This is a genomic window from Taklimakanibacter lacteus (assembly GCA_003576695.1).
GTDB classification, from domain to species: Bacteria; Pseudomonadota; Alphaproteobacteria; order Rhizobiales; family Aestuariivirgaceae; genus Taklimakanibacter; species Taklimakanibacter lacteus.
Window position 1 is genome coordinate 33,158 of the sequence record QOZQ01000005.1, and the last position, 18,995, is coordinate 52,152.

An 18,995-nucleotide genomic window follows, 5' to 3' on the forward strand; every position below is an offset into this window, starting at 1 on the left:
CTCATCCGCACTCCAGGAGGCTGAGATGGAACGCGTACATCCCAATCATGATCTGATTTCTTCCGAGCAGGTCGAGGGAACCGATGTCTTCGACCGCAAGGGCGACAAGGTGGGCAAGATCGACCATCTGATGATCAACAAGAAGAGCGGCCATGTGACCTATGCCGTCATGAGCTTCGGCGGCTTCATGGGCCTCGGCCACAATCACTATCCCCTGCCCTGGTCGGCGCTCTCCTATGACACCGATATCGAAGGCTACCGCACGGCGGTCAACGAGAAGCAGCTGCGCGATGCGCCGGAATTCACCGACGATGCCTGGCAGGACCGCAACTGGGAAACCCGGCTGCATGATCACTATGGCGCGCCCTATTACTGGTAGGCCATGGGCAGCGCGGTCGAAGCCAGATTTGCCCAGCTGACCAGCTGGGTGGCGCGCCAGGCGGGAAGCCCGGTCACATTCGCGGGCGCCTTCCTCGTCATCCTGGCGTGGGCGGCGGCCGGGCCGATTCTCGGCTTCTCCGATATGTGGCAACTCACGGTCAACACGGCGACGACCATCATCACCTTCCTCATGGTCTTCATCATCCAGAATTCGCAGAACCGCGATACCGAAGCCCTGCAGATCAAGATCGACGAGCTCATCCGCACCACGATGGGAGCGCAGAATGCGCTATTGGACCTCGAAAACCTGCCGCAGGGAAGTCTGGACGAGTTCCGCGAACACTATAGCAAGCTCGCCGAACACGCCCGCCAGAAAGGGTTCGATCTCAAATCGATGATCGCCGGCATGGAAGCCGAAGAGGAAACGATCCGGCGCAAGAAGCGGCGGGTTCCGACAAAGTCCAGCAAGGCGGGCAAACGTCATATGGCGCTGGCCCTCAGAGGAACCTGACCGGTGAAGAAACGTTACCTTGGCGACGGCATCGATTATGCAAGGAGTTCCCTCATGAAGAGATTCGCCATCCCAGCAATCTCGCTCGCGGCTCTGATGGCGAGCGGCGTTGCTTTCGCCCAGACAACCCCCGACCAGCAGCCGGCGCAGGAAATGCAGCAGAAGCAGGACCCCGCCACCCAGGCACCGGTGACGCCGGATCCCTCGCAGACCGGCCAATCGTCGGAACAGCCGAAGGACCAGGACACGGCGCAACAGCCCACGCCCTCGACCGAGTCTACCATGGCGGTGACGGTCGACGCCACGAAGGCGGTGCTCGCCACAAGTTACATCGGAAGCTCGGTGTTCACTGCTGCCAACGAGAATGTCGGCGACATCAATGATCTCATCTTCGACGACAAAGGCATGATCCAGGCTGCGATCATCGGCGTCGGCGGATTCCTGGGCATGGGCGAGAAGGACGTCGCCCTCCCGATCGGCAAGATCACGGTCACCCGCGATGAGACCAACGCCATCAAGCTGACTGTCCAGGCTTCGCGTGAGGAGCTTGAACGGGCGCCGGCCTTCGACAGAACGCTGTTCCTCGTCAAGACGCCGGCGCCGGACACGACGACATCGCAGCCGACCACGCCCGGCGGTGGGTCTGCGACACAACAGTAGCCTCTTGTTGAGCCTGGGTCCGGATGGTGCATCCATCCGGACCTCTTGCCCGCCGGAGCAAGAGACAAATTCGTTCTTATAGAGTAACGTGCCGTGCTTTCCCGTAACAGACTGCAAGCGTGCATCGTGCGACAGGCGGCAAACGGAAACAAGCGAGGGAAGCAGCGTGGCGCAACAGCGGGCACGAGGCTCGACGACATATCCGCCGCCGTAAACTTGTCGGGCGCGATGCTCTTCCAGCAGGACAGCGATCTCAGATATGTGTGGGTCAACAACCTGCCGGCCGGCTACCAGCTGGCACAGTTCATCGGCCATGCGGACGAGGATATCTTTTCCGCCGAAACCGTAAACATTATCGTGCCGGCAAAGCGCAGGGCGCTGGAAAGCGGCGAGCCGCAAACAGTCGAGTTCCAGATGCTGGTCGACGGCAAGCCGCGCTGGTTCGAATTGCGCATCGCGCCTTCCGGCAAGGACAGGACGGAAAGAGGCCTGCTGTGCGCCGCGATCGACATCGGCGAACGCAAGCAGACCGAATATCACATGCGCGTCCTGCTGCTCGAGCTGGCGCATCGCTCGAAGAACCTGCTGGCCGTCATCCAGGGCATCGCCAATCGCACCGGACAAACCTCCTCCACGATCGATGAGTTCAACCAGCGCTTCTCGGGACGGCTGATGTCGCTGTCGCGGGCGCATGACATCCTCACCGACGAGAACTGGCGAGGTGCCGCGATGGGCGAGCTCATCCGCACCCAGGTCCTGCTCTTTGCCGGCAAAGCGGCGGAACGGGTGAACTACAAGGGCGATCACGCGTCGCTGCGCCCCTCGGCGGCACAGCATGTGGCGCTGGCCCTCTATGAGCTGACCGCCAATGCGCTCAAATTCGGCGCCCTTTCGGGCGAGACCGGCCAGGTCGAGATCACCTGGTCGCTTGCCGAAAAATCCGGGGCGAAGCCGCAATTCCAGATCCGCTGGATCGAGACGGGAGGCCCCGAAGTGGCGCCGCCCAACGCACGACACTTCGGCCGGGTGCTCCTGGAAGAGGTCGTGCCCCTCTCGGTGCAGGGCAAAGCCAAGCTTGCCTTCACGCCGACCGGCATCAGCTACACCCTCACCATGCCACAGACCGAGCTGATCTGACATTCGCCAATCGCCGGCGCTCATGATCTTCGCCTGCCTGAACGGTGTGGTCTCCTCGCTGTCGCAGGAACCATCGCGCGATCCCACCGTTAGTGAGGCAGGAGCGAGCGCTCGCGTCCGCCACATCATCAGCACAAGGAGGAACCCATGAACTGGGATCGCGTCGAAGGCAATTGGAAGGTCTTCAAAGGCCAGGTGCAGCAGCAGTGGGGCAAGCTCACCAATGACGATCTCGACATCATCGCCGGCAATCGCGAGGAGCTGATCGGCAGGATCCAGAACAACTATGGCATCGCGCACGACGAGGCCGAGAAGCAGGTTACCCTGTGGGAGAAGGACAAGAAGGTCTTCTGACCCGATACCCGCGATGGTCACGCCGTCCCGGAGCCTGCCGGGACGGCGAACTTATGCCGCTGCGGCATCCTGGCTGAAGTCGAGTTCAATCCGTGTTCCACGCCGCGGGCCATCGGGCAGGACATGGGTTCGGCTGAGCTTGGCGCGCAAACTCACCGAGAGCGCCTCGGTGATCTGACTTCCAAGACCTGCCTGCGACCCCGCTTCATCGAAGCCTGCGCCGTCATCTTCGACGATCACGCGCAAAGGCTTCTTGTTCCTGTCCGCCTCCAGCGTCACGCGGATGCTGACGGGGCCGTCGCCCCTGCCCGCATATTTCACGGCATTGTTGATCGCCTCGGTAATGATGACCCCCACGCTCACCGCGTCATGGCTCGGCGCCACCATCTCCTGCGCCTTGAGGGTGATCGTCACCTTGTCGTTGTCGCCGAGGGCCGAGCGTAGATCATGAATCAGATTGTCGAGGAAATGGTTCACCTCGACAAGGTCGTTGCTGCCGGAGAGGCGCACACGCCGCTGCGCCGAGGCGATGGCGTGGACGGAGCCGCGCACCGATTCGATCACCTCGCGCGCCTCCTGGCTCTGGATTCTCGCCCCATGCATGCCGAGAAGCGACGATACGATCTGCAGGCTGTTGCCGACCCGATGATTGAGATCGGCCAGAAGCGCTTCGGCGCGATCCTTCTCGCGCTGAATATCCGCCTTCGCCGTCTCGAGCTCGGCGGTGCGCTGGTGAACGCTCATTTCGAGCTGTGCGTTGAATGCCGATAGGACGCGCTCGCTGGCCTTGAGCAGGTTCACCCGCCGGCGCAGCAGCAGAAGCGCCCCCACGCACAGGAAGGCCGAGAGCAGGAAGGAGGTGGTCGATCCGACCGCCAGCCACCGGCGGCCGATCTCGCTATCGCTGCGGCTTTCGACCAGGCTGGCCATCTCGATATTGGCGACCTGGCGCAAAAGCCCGCCGACCTCGTCGAGCGAGGCTTCGCTGACATCGCGGAATTGCTGATTGAAGACGACGTCGAGACCATCCACGCGCCGCGCCTCCACTGCCTCCGTGAAGCGGGATGCGCGCACCGCAATCTGCGCGGCGATGGCCTTCATCATATCGGCGTGACGTCCAACCTTGCTGGCGAGCTGCGTGAGATTGGCCAGCTTGCCGCGCAGGCTCTCTTCGGCGCGGCCATGGGCGGCAAGGGCCGCATCATCGCCGGTGACCAGGAAATCCTTGGCGGCAAGCTCCTCGCTCTGCACGGCATTCAGAAGCTCGAGGCTCGCTATCCTGATCTCATTGGCTTGGCGCGCGAGCGAGCTTCGATAGGACGTGTCCCAGGAGAGATAGGTCGAAAGCGCCGCCACGAGGAGCAGCAGGCCGAAGCCGACAAGCAAGGCGGAGCTGCTCAACTCCTCGCGCATGCGCCAGAAGCTGCCGCCGGTCATGAGCGTTTTGATTCCGCTGCCAAGGGAAGCCACTTGTCGTACGTCCTCCCGTCTTGCCGAGCTCCCGGCAAATTCTGCAGACACGTCCGCGGGCGACTTCGCAAGCTCTCCGCGAGCATCCCGTTTCACGGCGATGCTCCAGCTTTGGGCGGGATTTGCCCTGGGGAACCCGGCCTGGATCCCCGCGTTGATATTAAACAATATTTGGAAAGGGTAGAGCAATGACAAAATCTGTCGTCAGCGAAGCGATCGCAGATCCGTCACGCATGTTCCCCAGCCCTGCGGCCGTGGCCGAAGCCAAAGATCTGTCCCGCGAAGAGAAGATCAAGATCCTGCAGAACTGGGAGCTCGACGCCAGGCGGCTGCTCGAATCGGCGGACGAGAACATGACCGACGAAAGAGGGCGCGAACCCAATCAGCTGCCCGAAATCCAGAAGGCGTTGCGCGCGCTCGGCGGGGATGCGGCGCTCCCGCCCCGATAACTCCCCAAAAAACCCGCCGGCCGGCGGGTTTTTTCTTCATTTGGCCTCCTCGGAAATCAGTCCTTCCTGCCGCCGCTCTGGCGTAGCGCCGAAAATGTCGCCTCCGATGTGTGATCAGGACCGATATCGGCAGTGCTCTCGATATTGAGCCTTTTGGCGAGATGGGTGCGCGCCCGGTTGACCCGGCTCTTGATGGTGCCGATCGCCACGCCGCAGATCTTCGCCGCATCCTCGTAGGAAAAGCCCGAGGCGCCGACCAGGATGAGCGCTTCCCTCTGATCGTCGGGAAGCTTCTGCATGGCGGCCTTGAAGTCCGCCATATCGAGATGACCATATTGCTCAGGGTGGGTGGCAAGCGTCGCCGAATAGCGGCCCTCGACATCCTCGATCTCGCGCCGCCGCTTGCGGATCTCCGAATAGTAGTGATTGCGCAGGATCGTGAACAGCCAGGCCTGGAGATTGGTGCCTTCCTCGAACTTGTCGAGATTGGACCACGCTTTGACGATGGCCTCCTGCACCAGATCGTCGGCGACATCGGTGCGCCCGCACAATGACACCGCAAAAGCGCGCAACGAGCGTATCGACTTCAGCATTTCCTCGGTGATTTGCGGGTTGAGCTTCATTCCGTGGAACGACCTTCGAGTTTTGCCAATAGATCGAGTATTTCCTTGGGCAACGGCTCGGCCGCGACCTCGTCATAGACGGCCTTCAGCTTGCGGCCGATATGGACCTGAACCTGGCGATCAAGCACGGGCTTTGTTCCTGTAGTTCTCAAGCGGCCGTTCCCTGCCGCGTCGGCTTCATCTTTCGACATCTGTGAATCCGGCCTGCCTCAGCAGCACCCCTTCCGATTGTAGTCGTCACCACACGCCGACAACTCCCATCCCCTGACAGGGTTTCCTAAGGGCGGAAATATTTTTACAGGGGCAGGAACCGCTCAGGCGGGCAAACGTTGTAAAACGATAGTTGTGCTGAAAAGCGTGGCAAGAGACACAGGGGTCCGCATGACCATTGCACAAAGAATTTCCCCATATATTCCGTATCTTAGGCGATATGCGCGCGCGCTTACCGGCAGCCAGAAATCCGGTGATGCTTATGTGGCAGCAGCAATCGAGTCGCTGCTGGCCGATCCATCATCCTTCGACACGGAATTAAAGCCCAAGGTTGCCCTCTACAAGGTCTTAACCAAGATCTGGCGGTCGCTGCGGGTCAACCGGCAGAAATCGGAAGGGGTCAGCTTCGACCACTCTATCGACAGCAAGCTCGACATCATCACGCCACCGGCGCGCCAGGCCTTCCTGCTTCTCTCGATCGAGGATTTCAGCAACCAGGAAGCTGCCGCCGTCCTCGAAGTGAGCGAGAAAGAGCTCGATACGCTGATGGCGCAGGCCGGCCGCGAGATCGCCGAGCAGATCGCCACCACCGTGCTCATCATCGAGGACGAGCCGATCATCGCCATGGATGTCGAGCATATCGTGCGCTCGCTCGGCCATGATGTGGCGGGCATTGCGCGCACCCACAACGAAGCGGTGAGCCTGGCGCGCCGCGGCGGCATCGGCCTTGTCCTCGCCGATATCCAGCTTGCCGACGGCAGCTCCGGCATCAATGCGGTGAACGAGATCCTGCAGAATATCGAGTTGCCGGTGATCTTCATCACCGCCTATCCGGAACGCCTCCTGACCGGTGAACGGCCGGAGCCGACCTTCCTCATCACCAAGCCCTTCCAGCCGGAAACGGTGAAGGCGGTCATCAGCCAGGCGCTGTTCTTCGAATCGGCCGCCCACACGGTGACCCGCAAGAGCGCCTGATCCGCCAGCCCGCCGGCGATCGTTGATTGACTATTCAGCCAGAATGATCTTAGCCTGACACCTGGACGAAATCTCGGGTCAAGCCAAGGTGCAGATGGCCGATCACGGCGCCAGCGGAGAGCTCTATTCAGGGGAGCTGATCGGCATGCTCGAGTTCGTCTGGGGCGAAGGCTGGCTGTCGCCGGGCGGCCCGGAAGAAGTCGCCACCGCGATCAAAGGCATCTCCTTCGCCGGCAAGACCGTGCTCGATATCGGCTGCGGCGTCGGTGGCGTCGACTTCCTGCTGTGCGAAACCCATGGTGCCCGTTATGTCACCGGTATCGATGTCGAGGATACGGTGCTCACCACCGCGCGGCAGCGCGCCGAGGCCAAAGGACTCTCAGACAGATGCGGCTTCGTCAAAGTATGGCCGGGACCTCTCCCCTTCCCGCCTGAGAGCTTCGACATCGTGTTCAGCAAGGATGCGGTGGTCCATATTCCCGACAAGCATTCGCTGATGCGCGATGCCTTCCGCATCCTCAAGCCTGGTGGCTGGTTCGTCGCCTCCGACTGGCTGATCGGCCATGACGGCGATCCCTCGCCCGAGATGAAGACCTATATTGCAGCGGAAGGCCTCGATTTCGGCATGGCCTCGCCCAAGCGCTATCGCGCCGCGCTCGAGGAAGCGGGCTTCCGCAATATCGGCATCGTCAACCGCAATGGCTGGTACCGGGAGACCGCCCGCCAGGAGCTCGCCCGGATGGAGGGGCCGCTCTATGGCCCGGCGGTTCGGCGCCTCGGCAAGGAATTCGTCGACCACAATATCGACATCTGGCGCAAGATGCTTGTCGTGCTCGACACAGGAGAGCATTGTCCGACCCATCTCAGAGGACAGAGGCTCTAACGATGGCTGCGATCGAACAAACCATTGGCCGCAAGGCATCGAAAGAAGTCCGCCGCCAGCAGCTGATCGAAGCCACCATCGATGTGATGGCGCGCAAGGGCTATTCCGGCACCACCATGTTCGATGTCGCCAAGGCGGCGGGGCTTTCCTCAGGCATCGTCAACTTCCATTTCGAGACCAAGGAGAAGCTCCTGGTCGAGACGCTGAAATATCTTGCCGATGAATATCGCGCCAACTGGCACAAGGCCCTGAACGGAGCCGGCAGCAACCCGGCCGATCAGCTCGGCGCGCTGCTGTTCTCGGATTTCAATCCCGATATCTGCTCACCCCGCAAGCTCGCGGCCTGGTGCGCCTTCTGGGCGGAAGCACAGAGCCGGCCGACATATCTCGAGCATTGCGGCTCCAATGACGAGGAATATTCGGCGATCGTACTCGAGCTGTGCCGGGCCATCATCAGGAAGGGGCGCTATCCACTGGTGCCCGACCTCATCGCGCGCGCACTCGATGCGCTGCTGGAAGGCTTGTGGCTCGATCTGATGACCATGGCCAAGCCCTATTCGCTCGAGGATGCGAAGCAGACCATCGCTGCCTGCCTGCATGCCTTCTTCCCCAAGCATTATCCTCCCGCCGGTAAATCATGACCTTCAGCCTGCCGCCAGAGGCGGCCCAGTGGCGCGACAAGGTCCGGCAGTTCGTCGACAGCGAGCTCCAGCCCTTCGAGCTGGAGGCGGAGATGCATGAGGGCCGTATTCCGGAAGCTGCCCGCAAGGCGCATGAAAAAACCTGTATCGCCATGGGTGTGACGCGCATGGACGTGCCGAAGGAACGGGGCGGGCTGGCACTCCCGATCCTCACCCAGACGGCGATCGTCGAGCAGTTCGGCCGCGTCACCAATGCGCTTGGCTGGTGCTATGGCGAGGCGCAGGGGTGGATGTTCGAGGCCTTCAACGAGGAACAGGTGGCGCGCATCGTCATGCCGGTGACGCGCGGCGAGATCCATCTGTGCTATGCCATCACCGAGGAGAATGCGGGCTCGGATCCCGGCGCCATCGCGACCGAGGCGCGGCGAAAAGGCGACAGCTATTTCATCAGCGGCGAGAAATGGCATGTGACCAGCCACAATCTGGCGAGCCATATGATCGTGCAGGCCAAGCTCGGCGGCGGTGAGCATGAAGGCGAGCATTGCCTGTTCGTCTGCCGTGCCGATGCGCCGGGCGTCAGTATCGCGCGCTCGCCCGCCTACACGCACAACTACAATCACCATCATCCGGTCCTGCGCTTCGACAATGTCGAGGTCCCGCTGCACGACCGGATCGGCGCCGAAGGCGACGGCATGGGCTTCACCCATTCCTGGTTCCGGCGCGAACGCCTCATGATCGCGGCGCGCTGCTGCGGGGCGATGGCGCGGCTCATCGAGGAGGCGAGTGAATTCGCCAAAATGCGCGTGGTGTCGGGCCAGCCCATTGCCGACTACCAGATGATCCAGGCCATGCTCGCCGACAGCGTGCTCGATCTGCATGCCGCCCGCCTCCTTACTTATGAAGCTGCCGCCGAGCATGACCGGGGCTGCGATCTCAAGTCACTCCATGCCCGCTGCTCGATCGCCAAGCTGTTCGCCTCGGAGGCCGCCTTCCGGGTGGCGGACCGGGCCGTCCAGATATTCGGCGGGCGCGGCTATATGCGTGAGAATGTGGCGGAACGTTTCCTTAGGGAAGTCCGGGTGGACCGGATCTGGGAAGGAACCAGCGAAATCCAGCGTCTGATTATCGCACGGTCCCTCCTCAAGCGGGGGCTTGAGGGTACGATTGGACCGAACTAGTATTGAATGATCATTCAATGAACCGGCCGGAAGAGTCGGGTAACATCTAGGGAGTAACATTATGAAGATCACAAGACGGTCCGCGATCCAGCTGATCGGCAGCTCGACGCTCGCCATGCCCTTCATCAGCAGGGCCAAAGCCGAAGAAGGCAAAGTCCACGTCTACAACTGGGTGGACTATATCGGCGAGACGACGCTCGAGGATTTCAAGAAAGCGACCGGTATCGAAGTCGTCTATGACACCTATGATTCAGCCGAGACGGTGGAAGCCAAGGTGATGGCGGGATCGACCGGCTATGACGTCATCGATATGGCCTCGGTCAACCTGCCGCGCTTCATTCCCGGTGGCGCCTTCGAGAAGCTCGACAAATCGAAGCTGCCCAATGTCGCGCATATGGATCCCGAGATCATGAAGGTCCTCGCCGATCGCGATCCAGGGAATGAATATGCGGTTCCCTATATGTGGGGCACGGTGGGCACGACCTACAATCTCGACATGGTGAAGGAGCGGCTGCCCAATGCCGATCTGAAGTCCCTCGACACGATCTTCAAGCCTGAAAACATCTCCAAGCTTGCCGATTGCGGCATCAACATGCTGGAAAGCCCGGGCGACATCATGCCGATGGTGCTCAAATATCTGGGCCGCGATCCTGACTCCGAGAAGCAGGAGGACTATGATGCGGTGGTCGAGGCCTTCAAGCCGATAAGGCAATATATCAAGACCTTCGACTCGGCGAACTACCTCAACGCCTTGCCCAACAAGGAGCTGTGCGTATCGGGAACATGGTCGGGCGACTATGCGACGGCCGCCGCGCGCGCCGAGGAAGCCAAGATCGACGTCAAATTCGAGTATAATGTGCCGGCCTCAGGCTCGCCCGCCTGGTTCGACGTCTGGGTCATTCCGGCGGATGCCCCCAACAAGGAAGCCGCCTACAAGTTCGTGAACTATATGATGGATCCGGAAGTGATCGCCAAATGCACGAACTTCACCAACTACGCCAATGCCAATCTGGCGGCGAAGCAATTCATCGACAAGGGCGTCCTCGAAGATCCGGCCGTCTATCCGAGCGATGACATCAAGAAGACGCTGTTCGTGCCCAAGATGCTGTCGCAGCAGGGTGAACGCCTGCGCACCCGCGCCTGGAACAAGATAAAGGCGGGCTCATAATTCTCCAGCAACGAAACCCGGCATCGCAAGATGCCGGGTTTTCACGTTGAAGCGACAGGGGAGAGAGTTATGGACGTCGAAGCAAAACCGCAGAACGGCAGCGAGCGGCCGTGGCTCGATCAAAAGGCCAAGCCTTTCATCCGCATCGACAAGGTGACGAAGAAGTTCGGTGACTTCACCGCCGTCGACAATGTCAGCCTCGACATCTTCAAGGGCGAACTCTTTGCGCTACTCGGCGGCTCGGGCTGCGGCAAGACCACGCTCCTGCGCATGCTGGCCGGCTTCGAGATGCCGACCGCCGGACGCCTCTATCTTGACGGCCAGGACATGACCGACATCCCGCCCTATGAGCGCCCGGTCAACATGATGTTCCAGTCCTATGCGCTGTTCCCGCACATGACGGTGGAAAAGAATGTCGGTTATGGCCTCAAGCACGAGCAGATGACCGACGCGCAGCGCAAGGACCGGGTCAGGCAGCTTCTCGATCTCGTGCAACTGACGCCGCTCGCCGGGCGCAAGCCGCATCAGCTCTCGGGCGGCCAGCGCCAGCGCGTCGCGCTCGCCCGCGCCCTGGCCAAGCAGCCGAAAGTGCTGCTGCTCGATGAGCCCCTGGGCGCCCTCGACAAGAAGCTCAGGGAACAGACGCAATTCGAGCTCATCAACATCCAGGACAAGCTCGGAGTGACCTTCATCGTCGTCACCCATGACCAGGAAGAGGCGATGACGCTCGCCACGCGCATTGCCGTCATGGACCAGGGACTGATCCGGCAGACCGGCACACCGACCGAGATCTATGAATTCCCCAGGACCCGCTTCGTCGCCGACTTCATCGGCTCGATCAACATCTTCGACGGTGAGGTCAAGTCCTCGGCCAAGAGCAAAGTCACCGTCGCCTCGCCCACGCTTGGCACCGATGTGACCGTCGATCATCCGGGCACGCTTGCCAGCGGCGCCAAGGTTGCAATCGCGGTGCGCCCCGAGAAGATTTCGATCGAGCGCAAGAAGCCGGGCGCCAAGGCGGCCGACAATGCGATCGCCGGCAAGGTCATGGATCTCGGCTATTTCGGCAAGGATTCTCTCTACCGGGTGAAACTGCCCTCGGGCGCCATGGTGCGCGTCAATGCCGTCAACAGCAGGCGTGCCGGCGAGAATGAGCGCGTGGCGGTGTGGGAAGACGATGTCTGGCTCACTTTCGCGCCCTCCTCCGTCATCGTGCTGACGGAGTAGCGCCATGGCTGCACTGGCTCCCGCGCCCACTTCGGCGCAAGGCGAAGAAAGCCACCTGCCCAAGGCGCACACCTTCCGCGCCTGGCTTGACCGCGAGGCCTGGCGGCAGGCGATCATCGCCATACCCTATCTCTGGCTCCTGTTCTTCTTCATCGCGCCCTTCCTCATCGTGCTGGCGATCAGCATCGGCACGGCGCAGGTCGGCATTCCGCCCGTCATCTGGAAGGACAGCTTTCCCTTCGGCACCTTCGACAACTACGCCTTCCTGACCCAGGACGACATCTACTGGCAGGGATATCTCAACTCCCTCAAGGTCGCGGTGATCGCGACCTTCTTCGCGCTGCTCATCGGCTATCCGATGGCGCTCGGCATTGCGCGCGCCTCGGGCACCTGGCGCAATGTGCTTCTGCTCCTCGTGATCCTGCCCTTCTGGACCTCATTCCTGCTGCGCGTCTATGCGTGGATCGGCCTTCTCGGCAACAACAGCTGGTTCAACAAGGGACTTACCTGGATCCTCGCCACCTTCTTCCCCTTTTGGGTCGAAGGCGACCATATACAGATGATGAACACGAATTTCGCCGTCGTGCTCGGCATCGTCTATTCCTACCTGCCTTTCATGATCCTGCCGCTATATGCGACGCTGGAAAAGCTCGACCGCACGCTCGACGAAGCGGCGATGGATCTGGGCTCCAGGCCCTGGCAGGTATTCAAGGACATCACCTTGCCCTTGTCGGTGCCGGGCATCGTCGCCGGCGCCATGCTGGTCTTCATCCCGGCGACCGGCGAGTATGTCATTCCCTCGCTGATGGGCCGCGGCGACAGCCCGATGATCGGGCGCGTGCTGGCGGACGAGTTCTTCCAGAACCGCGACTGGCCGGTCGCCTCCTCGGTGGCGGTGGCGCTGCTCGCCATACTGGTCATCCCGATCATGATCTATAATTTCTTCCAGGCGCGCGACGCGCGGGCAGGTGCGAAATGAGACGCCGCCCCTATTTCCTTATTTTCGTGCTGATCCTGGGCTATGCCTTCTTCTATGTGCCGATCGCCTCGATGATCTTCTATTCCTTCAACAAGTCGCGGCTGGCGACGGTGTGGGGCGGCTTCTCGACCGAATGGTACGGCAAGCTTCTGACCAACCAGCAGGTGCTCGACGCCGCCTGGCTCAGCCTGCGCATCGCGTTCCTCTCCGCCACTATCGCCACCATCCTCGGGACCATGGCCGGCATGGCGCTGGCGCGCTTCTCGCGCTTCCGCGGCCGCGTCCTGTTCTCAGGCCTCGTCTCGGCGCCGCTCGTGATGCCCGAAGTCATCACCGGCATCTCCCTGGTGCTGTTTTTCATCGGGCTCGAATTCCTCATTGGCTGGCCGAATGGCCGCGGCTTCACCACCATAACCCTCGCCCACATCACCTTCTCGCTCTCCTATGTCACGGTGGTGGTGCAATCGCGCCTCGCCTCGATGGACCGCTCGGTAGAGGAGGCGGCGATGGACCTGGGGTCGAAGCCGCTGCGCGTCCTCTTCGACGTGACCTTGCCGATCATATCGCCCGCCATCATCGCCGGCTGGCTGCTCGCCTTCACCCTGTCGCTCGACGATGTGGTGATCACCGCCTTCACCAACGGGCCGGGCACGACGACGCTGCCGCTTTATATATTCTCCAAGGTGAGGCTCGGTGTGACGCCCGACATGAATGCGCTCGCCACCATCATCGTGCTGCTGGTCGGCACCGGTGTGGCGCTGGCCGGTTTCCTCATGTACCGCGCCGAGAAGAAGCGCGAGCGTGACGTGCAGATGGCGATTGCCGCGAACAAGTAAACTGTCGGAACCGAGCTGGCCCGCCCGACCTACACGTTTTCCAGCTTTCGTTTCCTGGGTTTGCCGACCTCGATCCTCACTTCTTCGCCCATGAGCTCGAGAAAGCTCATGAGCATTTCGAGCGAGAACTTGCTGAGCTTACCCCGCATCAGATCGGAGGCCCGAGGCTGGCTGATGCCCAGCATCTTGCCGATTTCCGGCTGACTCCATTTGCCTTTCTCGATCTTATCCTGAATGAGGAGCATAAGATTGGCGCGGCGCTCCTTGGCGCGGGCGACAAGGGGATCGTCTTCGAGCGCATCCCAGACGCTCTTGAAGCTTTCACTTTTCATGGCGGCCTTCATCATTTCACTTCACGGTAGCGGCGTTTGGCCAAATCAATATCCTTTTGTGGCGTCTGCTGCGTTTTCTTCTGAAAAGCATGCAGCACATGCACTTTATCGGCAATCTTGACTACATAGATTGCGCGAAAAGCACCATTCGCATCCTGTGTCCGAAGTTCTCGGACTCCCGGGCCAACTGAAGGCATGGGCTTCCAATCTTTCGGTTCGCGATCGTTTTGAACTGCCCAGAGCTGCTGGCCGATATCATCTTTGGCAGCCTCGGGGAAATCCCTGAGGTCTTTCCTCGATGAACCGAGAAAAATCACCATCCTCGGCATTCTCATCGAAAGATGATATCAGTACTTATATGAAAAATCAACTGATACAATTAAGATTAATGAGATTCCGGCGGGAAACGATTGCTGCGATGCTTAGAGTTTCAGATTGAAATAGGTCAGCACAAGATTGCCGAGAATGACGAAGCCGAAGACGGCGATCGCGATGCCGGCCCAGATATTGAGGCGCACCAGCGTGTAGCTCGTCACCCGGCCCTTGATGTGGGTGACGAGATAGGTGAGGAAACTCCACCAGACGAGCGTGCCGAGAATGACGCCTGCCACGGCATTCAGCGGCCTGTAGGGCACGCTGCCGAGATCGAGCACGCCGCCCAGGCCGCTGAAGATGGCGAAGAAGCCGAGCAAGGCTCCCGGATTGGTGATGGTGAGGAAAAAGCAGGTGAAGGCCTTGCGCACATAGGCGCCGCGGCCGAGATCGGCGAGCGAGAGTTCGGCATCCTTCACATGATGCATGGCGGTGCGGATGCCGATGAAGATGAGCAGCAGGCCCCCGACGATCTGGATGGCCTGGGTGTGGGCATGCACCCAATCCTCGATCCAGCGCACGCCATAGGCGGCGAGCGTGGCAAAGAGCGCATCGCTGACAATGGAGCCTGACGCCGCCGCCATGCCGCCGCCCATGCCGGCGCGCAGAGCGGAGCGGATGACGGTCAGATTGACAGGCCCCAGCGGCGCGGTCACGGCAATGCCGATGGCCATGCCAATGGCGATAAGGTCGAGATCTATCATCAAAGGTCGATCACCACGCGGCCACGGATCTTGCCGGCGATGATGTCGGCGGCGATGGCCGGCACGTCATCGAGCTTCGCATGGCTCGTCAGGGCGTTGAGCTTGGCGCGATCGAGATCGCGCGCCAGGCGCGACCAGGCCTCGATGCGGCGCGTCGGCGCGGCGGTCACCGAATTGATGCCGATGAGCTTGATGCCGCGCAGAATGAAGGGCGCCACGGAAGCCGGGAGATCCATGCCCTGAGCCAGGCCGCAGGCCGCCACCGTGCCTTCCGGCTGGATCTGCGAGAGCACATTGGCGAGCGTCGTCGAGCCCACCGCGTCGACGGCGCCGGCCCAGCGCGTCTTGGCCAGGGGCTTCACCGGCCCCATGAATTCGTTGCGGTCGATGATCTGGGACGCGCCGAGGCCCTTGAGAAAGGCCTCCTCCTCGGGTCGGCCGGTCGATGCCGCCACCCGGTAGCCGAGCTTGGCCAGTATGGCGATGGCGATGGAACCGACCCCGCCGGCGGCGCCGGTGACCAGGATCTCGCCGTCCTCGGGGCGTACCCCCTGGCGCTCCAGCGCCACGACGCACAGCATGGCAGTATAGCCCGCCGTGCCAATGGCCATGGTCTCGGCCGTCGTCATGGTGTCCGGCACCGGCACCAGCCAGTCGCCCTTGACGCGGGCCAGCCCGGCGAAGCCGCCATGATGGCTTTCACCCACGCCCCAGCCATTGAGGATCACCTTGTCGCCGACCTTGATCAGGCGGTGGGTCGAGTCGACCACGGTTCCGGCGAAATCGACCCCCGGGATGAGCGGATAATGGCGGATGATCGGGGCGCGGCCGGTGACGGCCAGGCCGTCCTTGTAATTGACGGTCGAATGCTCGACGGCGACGGTCACATCGCCCGGCATCAGATCGGTCTCACTCAGCGTCACGAAATCGAGCTTCTGGCCCTTGTCGGTCTTGCTGATCTCAATGGCGCGGAACTGACGACCCATGAATCTCCTTTAATGTTACCCTCGCCCCCAACGGGGGAAAGGGGATTCCTGTTGCTTATACAGAGGGCAAGGTCTCCATGAAAGCGATGGCTTGGCCCCCAGCCTGCCCCAGTATCTCGCCATCCCACATGACGCGCCGTCCACGGATGATCGTCCCCACCGGCCAGCCGGTGACCTCCACTCCATCATAGGGCGTCCAGCCAGCGCGGCTCTCCATCCAGCGGTTGGTGATGGTGCCACGGCGCTTCAGATCGACGATAGTGAAATCGCCGTCATATCCTTCAGCGATCCGCCCCTTGCGGCTGAGATTGAAGATGCGGCCCGGCCCATGGCTCGTCAGGTCGACGAAGCGCTCGAGCGTCAGCCGGCCCCTGCTCACATGGTCGAGCATGATCGGCACCAGGGTCTGGACGCCCGTCATGCCCGATGGTGACTCAGGATAGGCCTTGGCCTTCTCTTCCAGCGTATGGGGCGCATGGTCGGAGCCCAGCACATCGACGACGCCCGACAGCAGCGCCTGCCAGATCGCCTCGCGGTGATGCGCCTCCCGAACCGGGGGATTCATCTGGGCCTTCGCGCCGAGGCGCTCATAGGCCTCGGGAGCCGCCAGAGTGAGATGATGCGGCGTCACCTCGACGGTCGCCAGATCCTTGTTGGCGGCAAGCAAGGGCACCTCGTCCGCCGTCGAGACGTGGAGGACATGGATGCGCTTGCCATGCTTGCGGGCGATGCGGATGAGGCGCTCGGTGCACAGGCGCGCGGCTTCGGCATCGCGCCAGACCGGATGGCTTGCCGCATCGCCCGAGCGCTGCTCGCTCTTGCGGGCGCGCAATCTCGCCTCATCCTCGCTGTGGAAGGCGGCGCGCCGCCTGATCTGCGACAGGATGAGATCGATGCCGGCATCGTCCTCGACCAGGAGATCGCCGGTGGACGAGCCCATGAACACCTTCACCCCGGCGCAACCGGGCAGGCGCTCGAGCTCGGGCAGGAGCTTCGCATTGTCGCGCGTGCCGCCCATATAGAAGGCGAAATCGCAGAACATGCGGTTGGTGGCGCGGCCGATCTTGTCGGCGAAGGTCTCGGCCGAGGTGGTCAGCGGCCTGGTATTGGGCATCTCGAAGACGCCGGTGACGCCGCCCGCCACGGCGGCGCGGCTGCCCGTCTCCAGGTCTTCCTTGTGCTCTGCCCCCGGCTCGCGGAAATGGACCTGGCTGTCGATGACGCCCGGCAGGATATGAAGCCCCGAACAGTCGATGACCTCGGCGGCGGCCGCCCCGGCAAAGCTGCCGAGCCCGGCGATCCGTCCGCCTCTGACCGCTATGTCCCTGATTCCCGTCCCATCCTGGTTGACGACGGTTCCGCCTTTTAAAACAAGATCATAGGTGGCGGGCATCAGGACTCCTTGAATAGGCTTCCGAGCATTCGTAGATGTCTCTCTCCGGAGGTGCAACATCCCATGCAACGCCTGCCTTTTGCCACCCACAAGCTTGCCGGCCGCGCCGTCCTCACGATCGCCGGCGAGGATGCCCGGCACTTCCTGCAGAATCTCATAACCGCCGATATTGACGGGCTGAAGCCCGGCCAGGCCGCCTATTCCGCCCTGCTGGCGCCGCAAGGCAAGATCCTGTTCGATTTCTTCGTCCTCGCCGAAAACGGGCACTATCTCATCGACTGCTCGGCGGCGCAGAAGGCCGAGCTGCTGAAGCGCCTGACTTTCTACAAATTGCGCGCCAGGGTGACGCTTGCCGACAATGGCGAGGAGGTGGGCGTCACGCCAGTGAAGCCGGAATCGGGCCTTGCCTATACCGATCCCCGCGCCGCCCAGCTCGGCGTCCGGCTCATCGCTGCGAAAGGCAGCCTGCCCCACACGGATGACGCAGCCTATGAGGGCGGGCGCATCAGGCTCGGCCTTGCCGACAGCGACAAGGATATCGGCTCGGGCGAGCTCTTTCCGCATGAGGCCAATCTCGACCAGCTGGGCGCGGTGAGCTTCGACAAAGGCTGCTTCATCGGCCAGGAAGTGGTCTCGCGCATGGAGCATCGCGGCACGGCGCGCAACCGCATCGTGCCGGTCCATGCACCCAAGGGTGCGGCTGCCAAAGGCAGCGAGATCAAGGCCGGCGGCAAGCCGATCGGCACCATGCTTTCATCGGCGGGCAGCGACGGGCTCGCCCTCATCCGTCTCGACCGGCTCAAGGACGCGGTCGAGGCCGGTACTGCGCTCCTGACAGAAGCCGGGCCCATCCATGTTAGAAAGCCGGGCTGGGCGCGATTCGACGTCGCCTTGCCGCGAGATGACGATGACGAAAACGAATGACTCGGTGATCAAGCACGAAGACGGGATAAAGCGCTGCTTCTGGTGCGGCACGGATCCCGTCTATGTCGCCTATCATGACAATGAATGGGGCGTGCCCGAATATGACTCACGCGCTCTTTTCGAGAAGCTTCTGCTCGATGGATTCCAGGCCGGCCTCTCCTGGATAACCATCCTGCGCAAGCGCGATGCCTTCCGCGAGGCGTTTGATGGCTTCGAGCCCGAGATCATGGCGCGCTACAATGCGCGCAAGCTGCAGAGCCTCATGAAGAACGAGGGCATCGTGCGCAACCGGCTCAAGGTCGAGGCCAGCGTGACCAATGCGCAGGCCTATCTGACGCTGTCGGAGAGCCAGCCGTTTTCCACTTATCTGTGGGACTTCGTCGGCGACGGGCCGCGGCAGAACCGCTTTCGCAGCCGCAGGGACGTGCCGGCCGCCACCCCCCTGGCCGAAGCCATATCCAAGGACCTCAAGAAGCGCGGCTTCCGGTTCTGCGGCCCGACCATCGTCTATGCCTTCATGCAGGCCTGCGGGCTGGTGAATGACCACATGGTGACATGCCATCGCCACGGCGCTCACCTCGACAGCCGGCGGCCAAAATAAA

At 61.9% G+C, this 18,995-nt stretch carries 24 protein-coding genes; 16 read left to right on the plus strand and 8 right to left on the minus strand.

Annotation, left to right across the window (positions count from 1 at the left end; translation table 11 throughout):
• Positions 1-25 precede the first annotated feature (25 nt).
• The 5 genes from DT068_RS10690 (at position 26) to DT068_RS10710 (ending at position 3,043) form a co-directional block, all read left to right on the plus strand.
• Positions 26-379, plus strand: coding sequence for a PRC-barrel domain-containing protein (locus DT068_RS10690; protein ID WP_119389832.1), 354 nt, complete (start codon positions 26-28; stop codon positions 377-379).
• A 3-nt stretch (positions 380-382) separates the two neighbouring features.
• Complete coding sequence (locus tag DT068_RS10695; protein WP_119389833.1) at positions 383-892, plus strand: low affinity iron permease family protein; 510 nt, start codon at positions 383-385, stop codon at positions 890-892.
• A 54-nt stretch (positions 893-946) separates the two neighbouring features.
• Complete coding sequence (locus tag DT068_RS10700; RefSeq protein ID WP_119389834.1) at positions 947-1,552, plus strand: PRC-barrel domain-containing protein; 606 nt, start codon at positions 947-949, stop codon at positions 1,550-1,552.
• A gap of 126 nt (positions 1,553-1,678) precedes the next feature.
• Positions 1,679-2,689, plus strand: coding sequence for a sensor histidine kinase (locus tag DT068_RS10705; RefSeq protein WP_162914134.1), 1,011 nt, complete (start codon positions 1,679-1,681; stop codon positions 2,687-2,689).
• A 147-nt stretch (positions 2,690-2,836) separates the two neighbouring features.
• Complete coding sequence (locus DT068_RS10710) at positions 2,837-3,043, plus strand: CsbD family protein (RefSeq protein ID WP_119389836.1); 207 nt, start codon at positions 2,837-2,839, stop codon at positions 3,041-3,043.
• A 51-nt stretch (positions 3,044-3,094) separates the two neighbouring features.
• Here the strand turns inward: DT068_RS10710 and DT068_RS10715 are convergent, their stop codons facing one another.
• Entirely contained in the window at positions 3,095-4,480 is a 1,386-nt protein-coding gene (locus DT068_RS10715; RefSeq protein WP_119389837.1) for a sensor histidine kinase, read from the minus strand.
• 221 nt (positions 4,481-4,701) lie between these two features.
• Between DT068_RS10715 and DT068_RS10720 the strand changes: the two genes are divergently transcribed.
• Positions 4,702-4,962: a hypothetical protein gene (locus tag DT068_RS10720; protein WP_119389838.1), complete on the plus strand. Its 261-nt coding sequence runs from the start codon at positions 4,702-4,704 to the stop codon at positions 4,960-4,962.
• Between the two features lie 56 nt (positions 4,963-5,018).
• Here the strand turns inward: DT068_RS10720 and DT068_RS10725 are convergent, their stop codons facing one another.
• Positions 5,019-5,585, minus strand: coding sequence for a sigma-70 family RNA polymerase sigma factor (locus tag DT068_RS10725; protein ID WP_119389839.1), 567 nt, complete (start codon positions 5,583-5,585; stop codon positions 5,019-5,021).
• Positions 5,582-5,776 carry a NepR family anti-sigma factor gene (locus DT068_RS10730; RefSeq protein WP_119389840.1) on the minus strand — a complete coding sequence of 65 codons (195 nt, stop codon included), beginning with the start codon at positions 5,774-5,776 and terminating at the stop codon, positions 5,582-5,584. The genes DT068_RS10725 and DT068_RS10730 overlap by 4 nt, the downstream gene beginning before the upstream one ends.
• A 190-nt stretch (positions 5,777-5,966) precedes the next feature.
• On the opposite strand from DT068_RS10730, the gene DT068_RS10735 reads away from it, so the two are divergent.
• From DT068_RS10735 to DT068_RS10770, 8 genes are all read left to right on the plus strand, one after another.
• Positions 5,967-6,770 (plus strand): response regulator, encoded by an 804-nt coding sequence (locus DT068_RS10735; RefSeq protein ID WP_119389841.1) that lies wholly within the window; start codon positions 5,967-5,969, stop codon positions 6,768-6,770.
• 94 nt (positions 6,771-6,864) lie between these two features.
• The gene (locus DT068_RS10740; RefSeq protein ID WP_119389842.1) at positions 6,865-7,653 is read left to right on the plus strand and encodes a methyltransferase domain-containing protein; all 789 of its coding nucleotides are present in this window, start codon (positions 6,865-6,867) and stop codon (positions 7,651-7,653) included.
• 2 nt (positions 7,654-7,655) lie between these two features.
• Positions 7,656-8,294, plus strand: coding sequence for a TetR family transcriptional regulator C-terminal domain-containing protein (locus DT068_RS10745; protein ID WP_119389843.1), 639 nt, complete (start codon positions 7,656-7,658; stop codon positions 8,292-8,294).
• Entirely contained in the window at positions 8,291-9,472 is a 1,182-nt protein-coding gene (locus DT068_RS10750; protein WP_119389844.1) for an acyl-CoA dehydrogenase family protein, read from the plus strand. Before DT068_RS10745 ends, DT068_RS10750 begins: the two co-directional genes overlap by 4 nt.
• A 61-nt stretch (positions 9,473-9,533) precedes the next feature.
• Entirely contained in the window at positions 9,534-10,640 is a 1,107-nt protein-coding gene (locus DT068_RS10755; RefSeq protein WP_368904635.1) for a polyamine ABC transporter substrate-binding protein, read from the plus strand.
• Between the two features lie 69 nt (positions 10,641-10,709).
• Positions 10,710-11,867, plus strand: coding sequence for an ABC transporter ATP-binding protein (locus tag DT068_RS10760; RefSeq protein WP_119389846.1), 1,158 nt, complete (start codon positions 10,710-10,712; stop codon positions 11,865-11,867).
• A 4-nt stretch (positions 11,868-11,871) separates the two neighbouring features.
• Positions 11,872-12,846 carry an ABC transporter permease gene (locus tag DT068_RS10765; protein WP_119389847.1) on the plus strand — a complete coding sequence of 325 codons (975 nt, stop codon included), beginning with the start codon at positions 11,872-11,874 and terminating at the stop codon, positions 12,844-12,846.
• Positions 12,843-13,682, plus strand: a complete 840-nt coding sequence (locus DT068_RS10770; protein WP_119389848.1) for an ABC transporter permease subunit — start codon at positions 12,843-12,845, stop codon at positions 13,680-13,682. The genes DT068_RS10765 and DT068_RS10770 overlap by 4 nt, the downstream gene beginning before the upstream one ends.
• Before the next feature lie 29 nt (positions 13,683-13,711).
• Here DT068_RS10770 and DT068_RS10775 read toward each other — a convergent pair whose 3' ends face one another.
• The 5 genes from DT068_RS10775 to DT068_RS10795 form a co-directional block, all read right to left on the minus strand.
• Positions 13,712-14,014, minus strand: a complete 303-nt coding sequence (locus DT068_RS10775; protein ID WP_119390245.1) for a helix-turn-helix domain-containing protein — start codon at positions 14,012-14,014, stop codon at positions 13,712-13,714.
• Positions 14,015-14,025: 11 nt separating this feature from the next.
• On the minus strand, positions 14,026-14,334 hold the full coding sequence (locus DT068_RS10780) for a type II toxin-antitoxin system RelE/ParE family toxin (RefSeq protein WP_438816425.1): 309 nt from the start codon (positions 14,332-14,334) through the stop codon (positions 14,026-14,028).
• Positions 14,335-14,436: 102 nt separating this feature from the next.
• Complete coding sequence (locus DT068_RS10785) at positions 14,437-15,090, minus strand: LysE family translocator (RefSeq protein WP_119389849.1); 654 nt, start codon at positions 15,088-15,090, stop codon at positions 14,437-14,439.
• Entirely contained in the window at positions 15,090-16,076 is a 987-nt protein-coding gene (gene acuI, locus DT068_RS10790) for an acrylyl-CoA reductase (NADPH) (protein ID WP_119389850.1), read from the minus strand. The genes DT068_RS10785 and acuI overlap by 1 nt, the downstream gene beginning before the upstream one ends.
• Before the next feature lie 55 nt (positions 16,077-16,131).
• Positions 16,132-17,469 carry a dihydroorotase gene (locus DT068_RS10795; protein WP_119389851.1) on the minus strand — a complete coding sequence of 446 codons (1,338 nt, stop codon included), beginning with the start codon at positions 17,467-17,469 and terminating at the stop codon, positions 16,132-16,134.
• A 63-nt stretch (positions 17,470-17,532) separates the two neighbouring features.
• Here DT068_RS10795 and ygfZ point away from each other — a divergent pair, with 63 nt between their 5' ends.
• Together ygfZ and DT068_RS10805 are read left to right on the plus strand one after the other, a co-directional pair.
• Entirely contained in the window at positions 17,533-18,393 is an 861-nt protein-coding gene (gene ygfZ, locus DT068_RS10800) for a CAF17-like 4Fe-4S cluster assembly/insertion protein YgfZ (RefSeq protein WP_119389852.1), read from the plus strand.
• A complete protein-coding gene (locus DT068_RS10805) occupies positions 18,377-18,994 on the plus strand; it encodes a DNA-3-methyladenine glycosylase I (RefSeq protein WP_119389853.1) in 618 nt (205 codons plus the stop codon). The genes ygfZ and DT068_RS10805 overlap by 17 nt, the downstream gene beginning before the upstream one ends.
• Position 18,995: the final 1 nt, after the last annotated feature.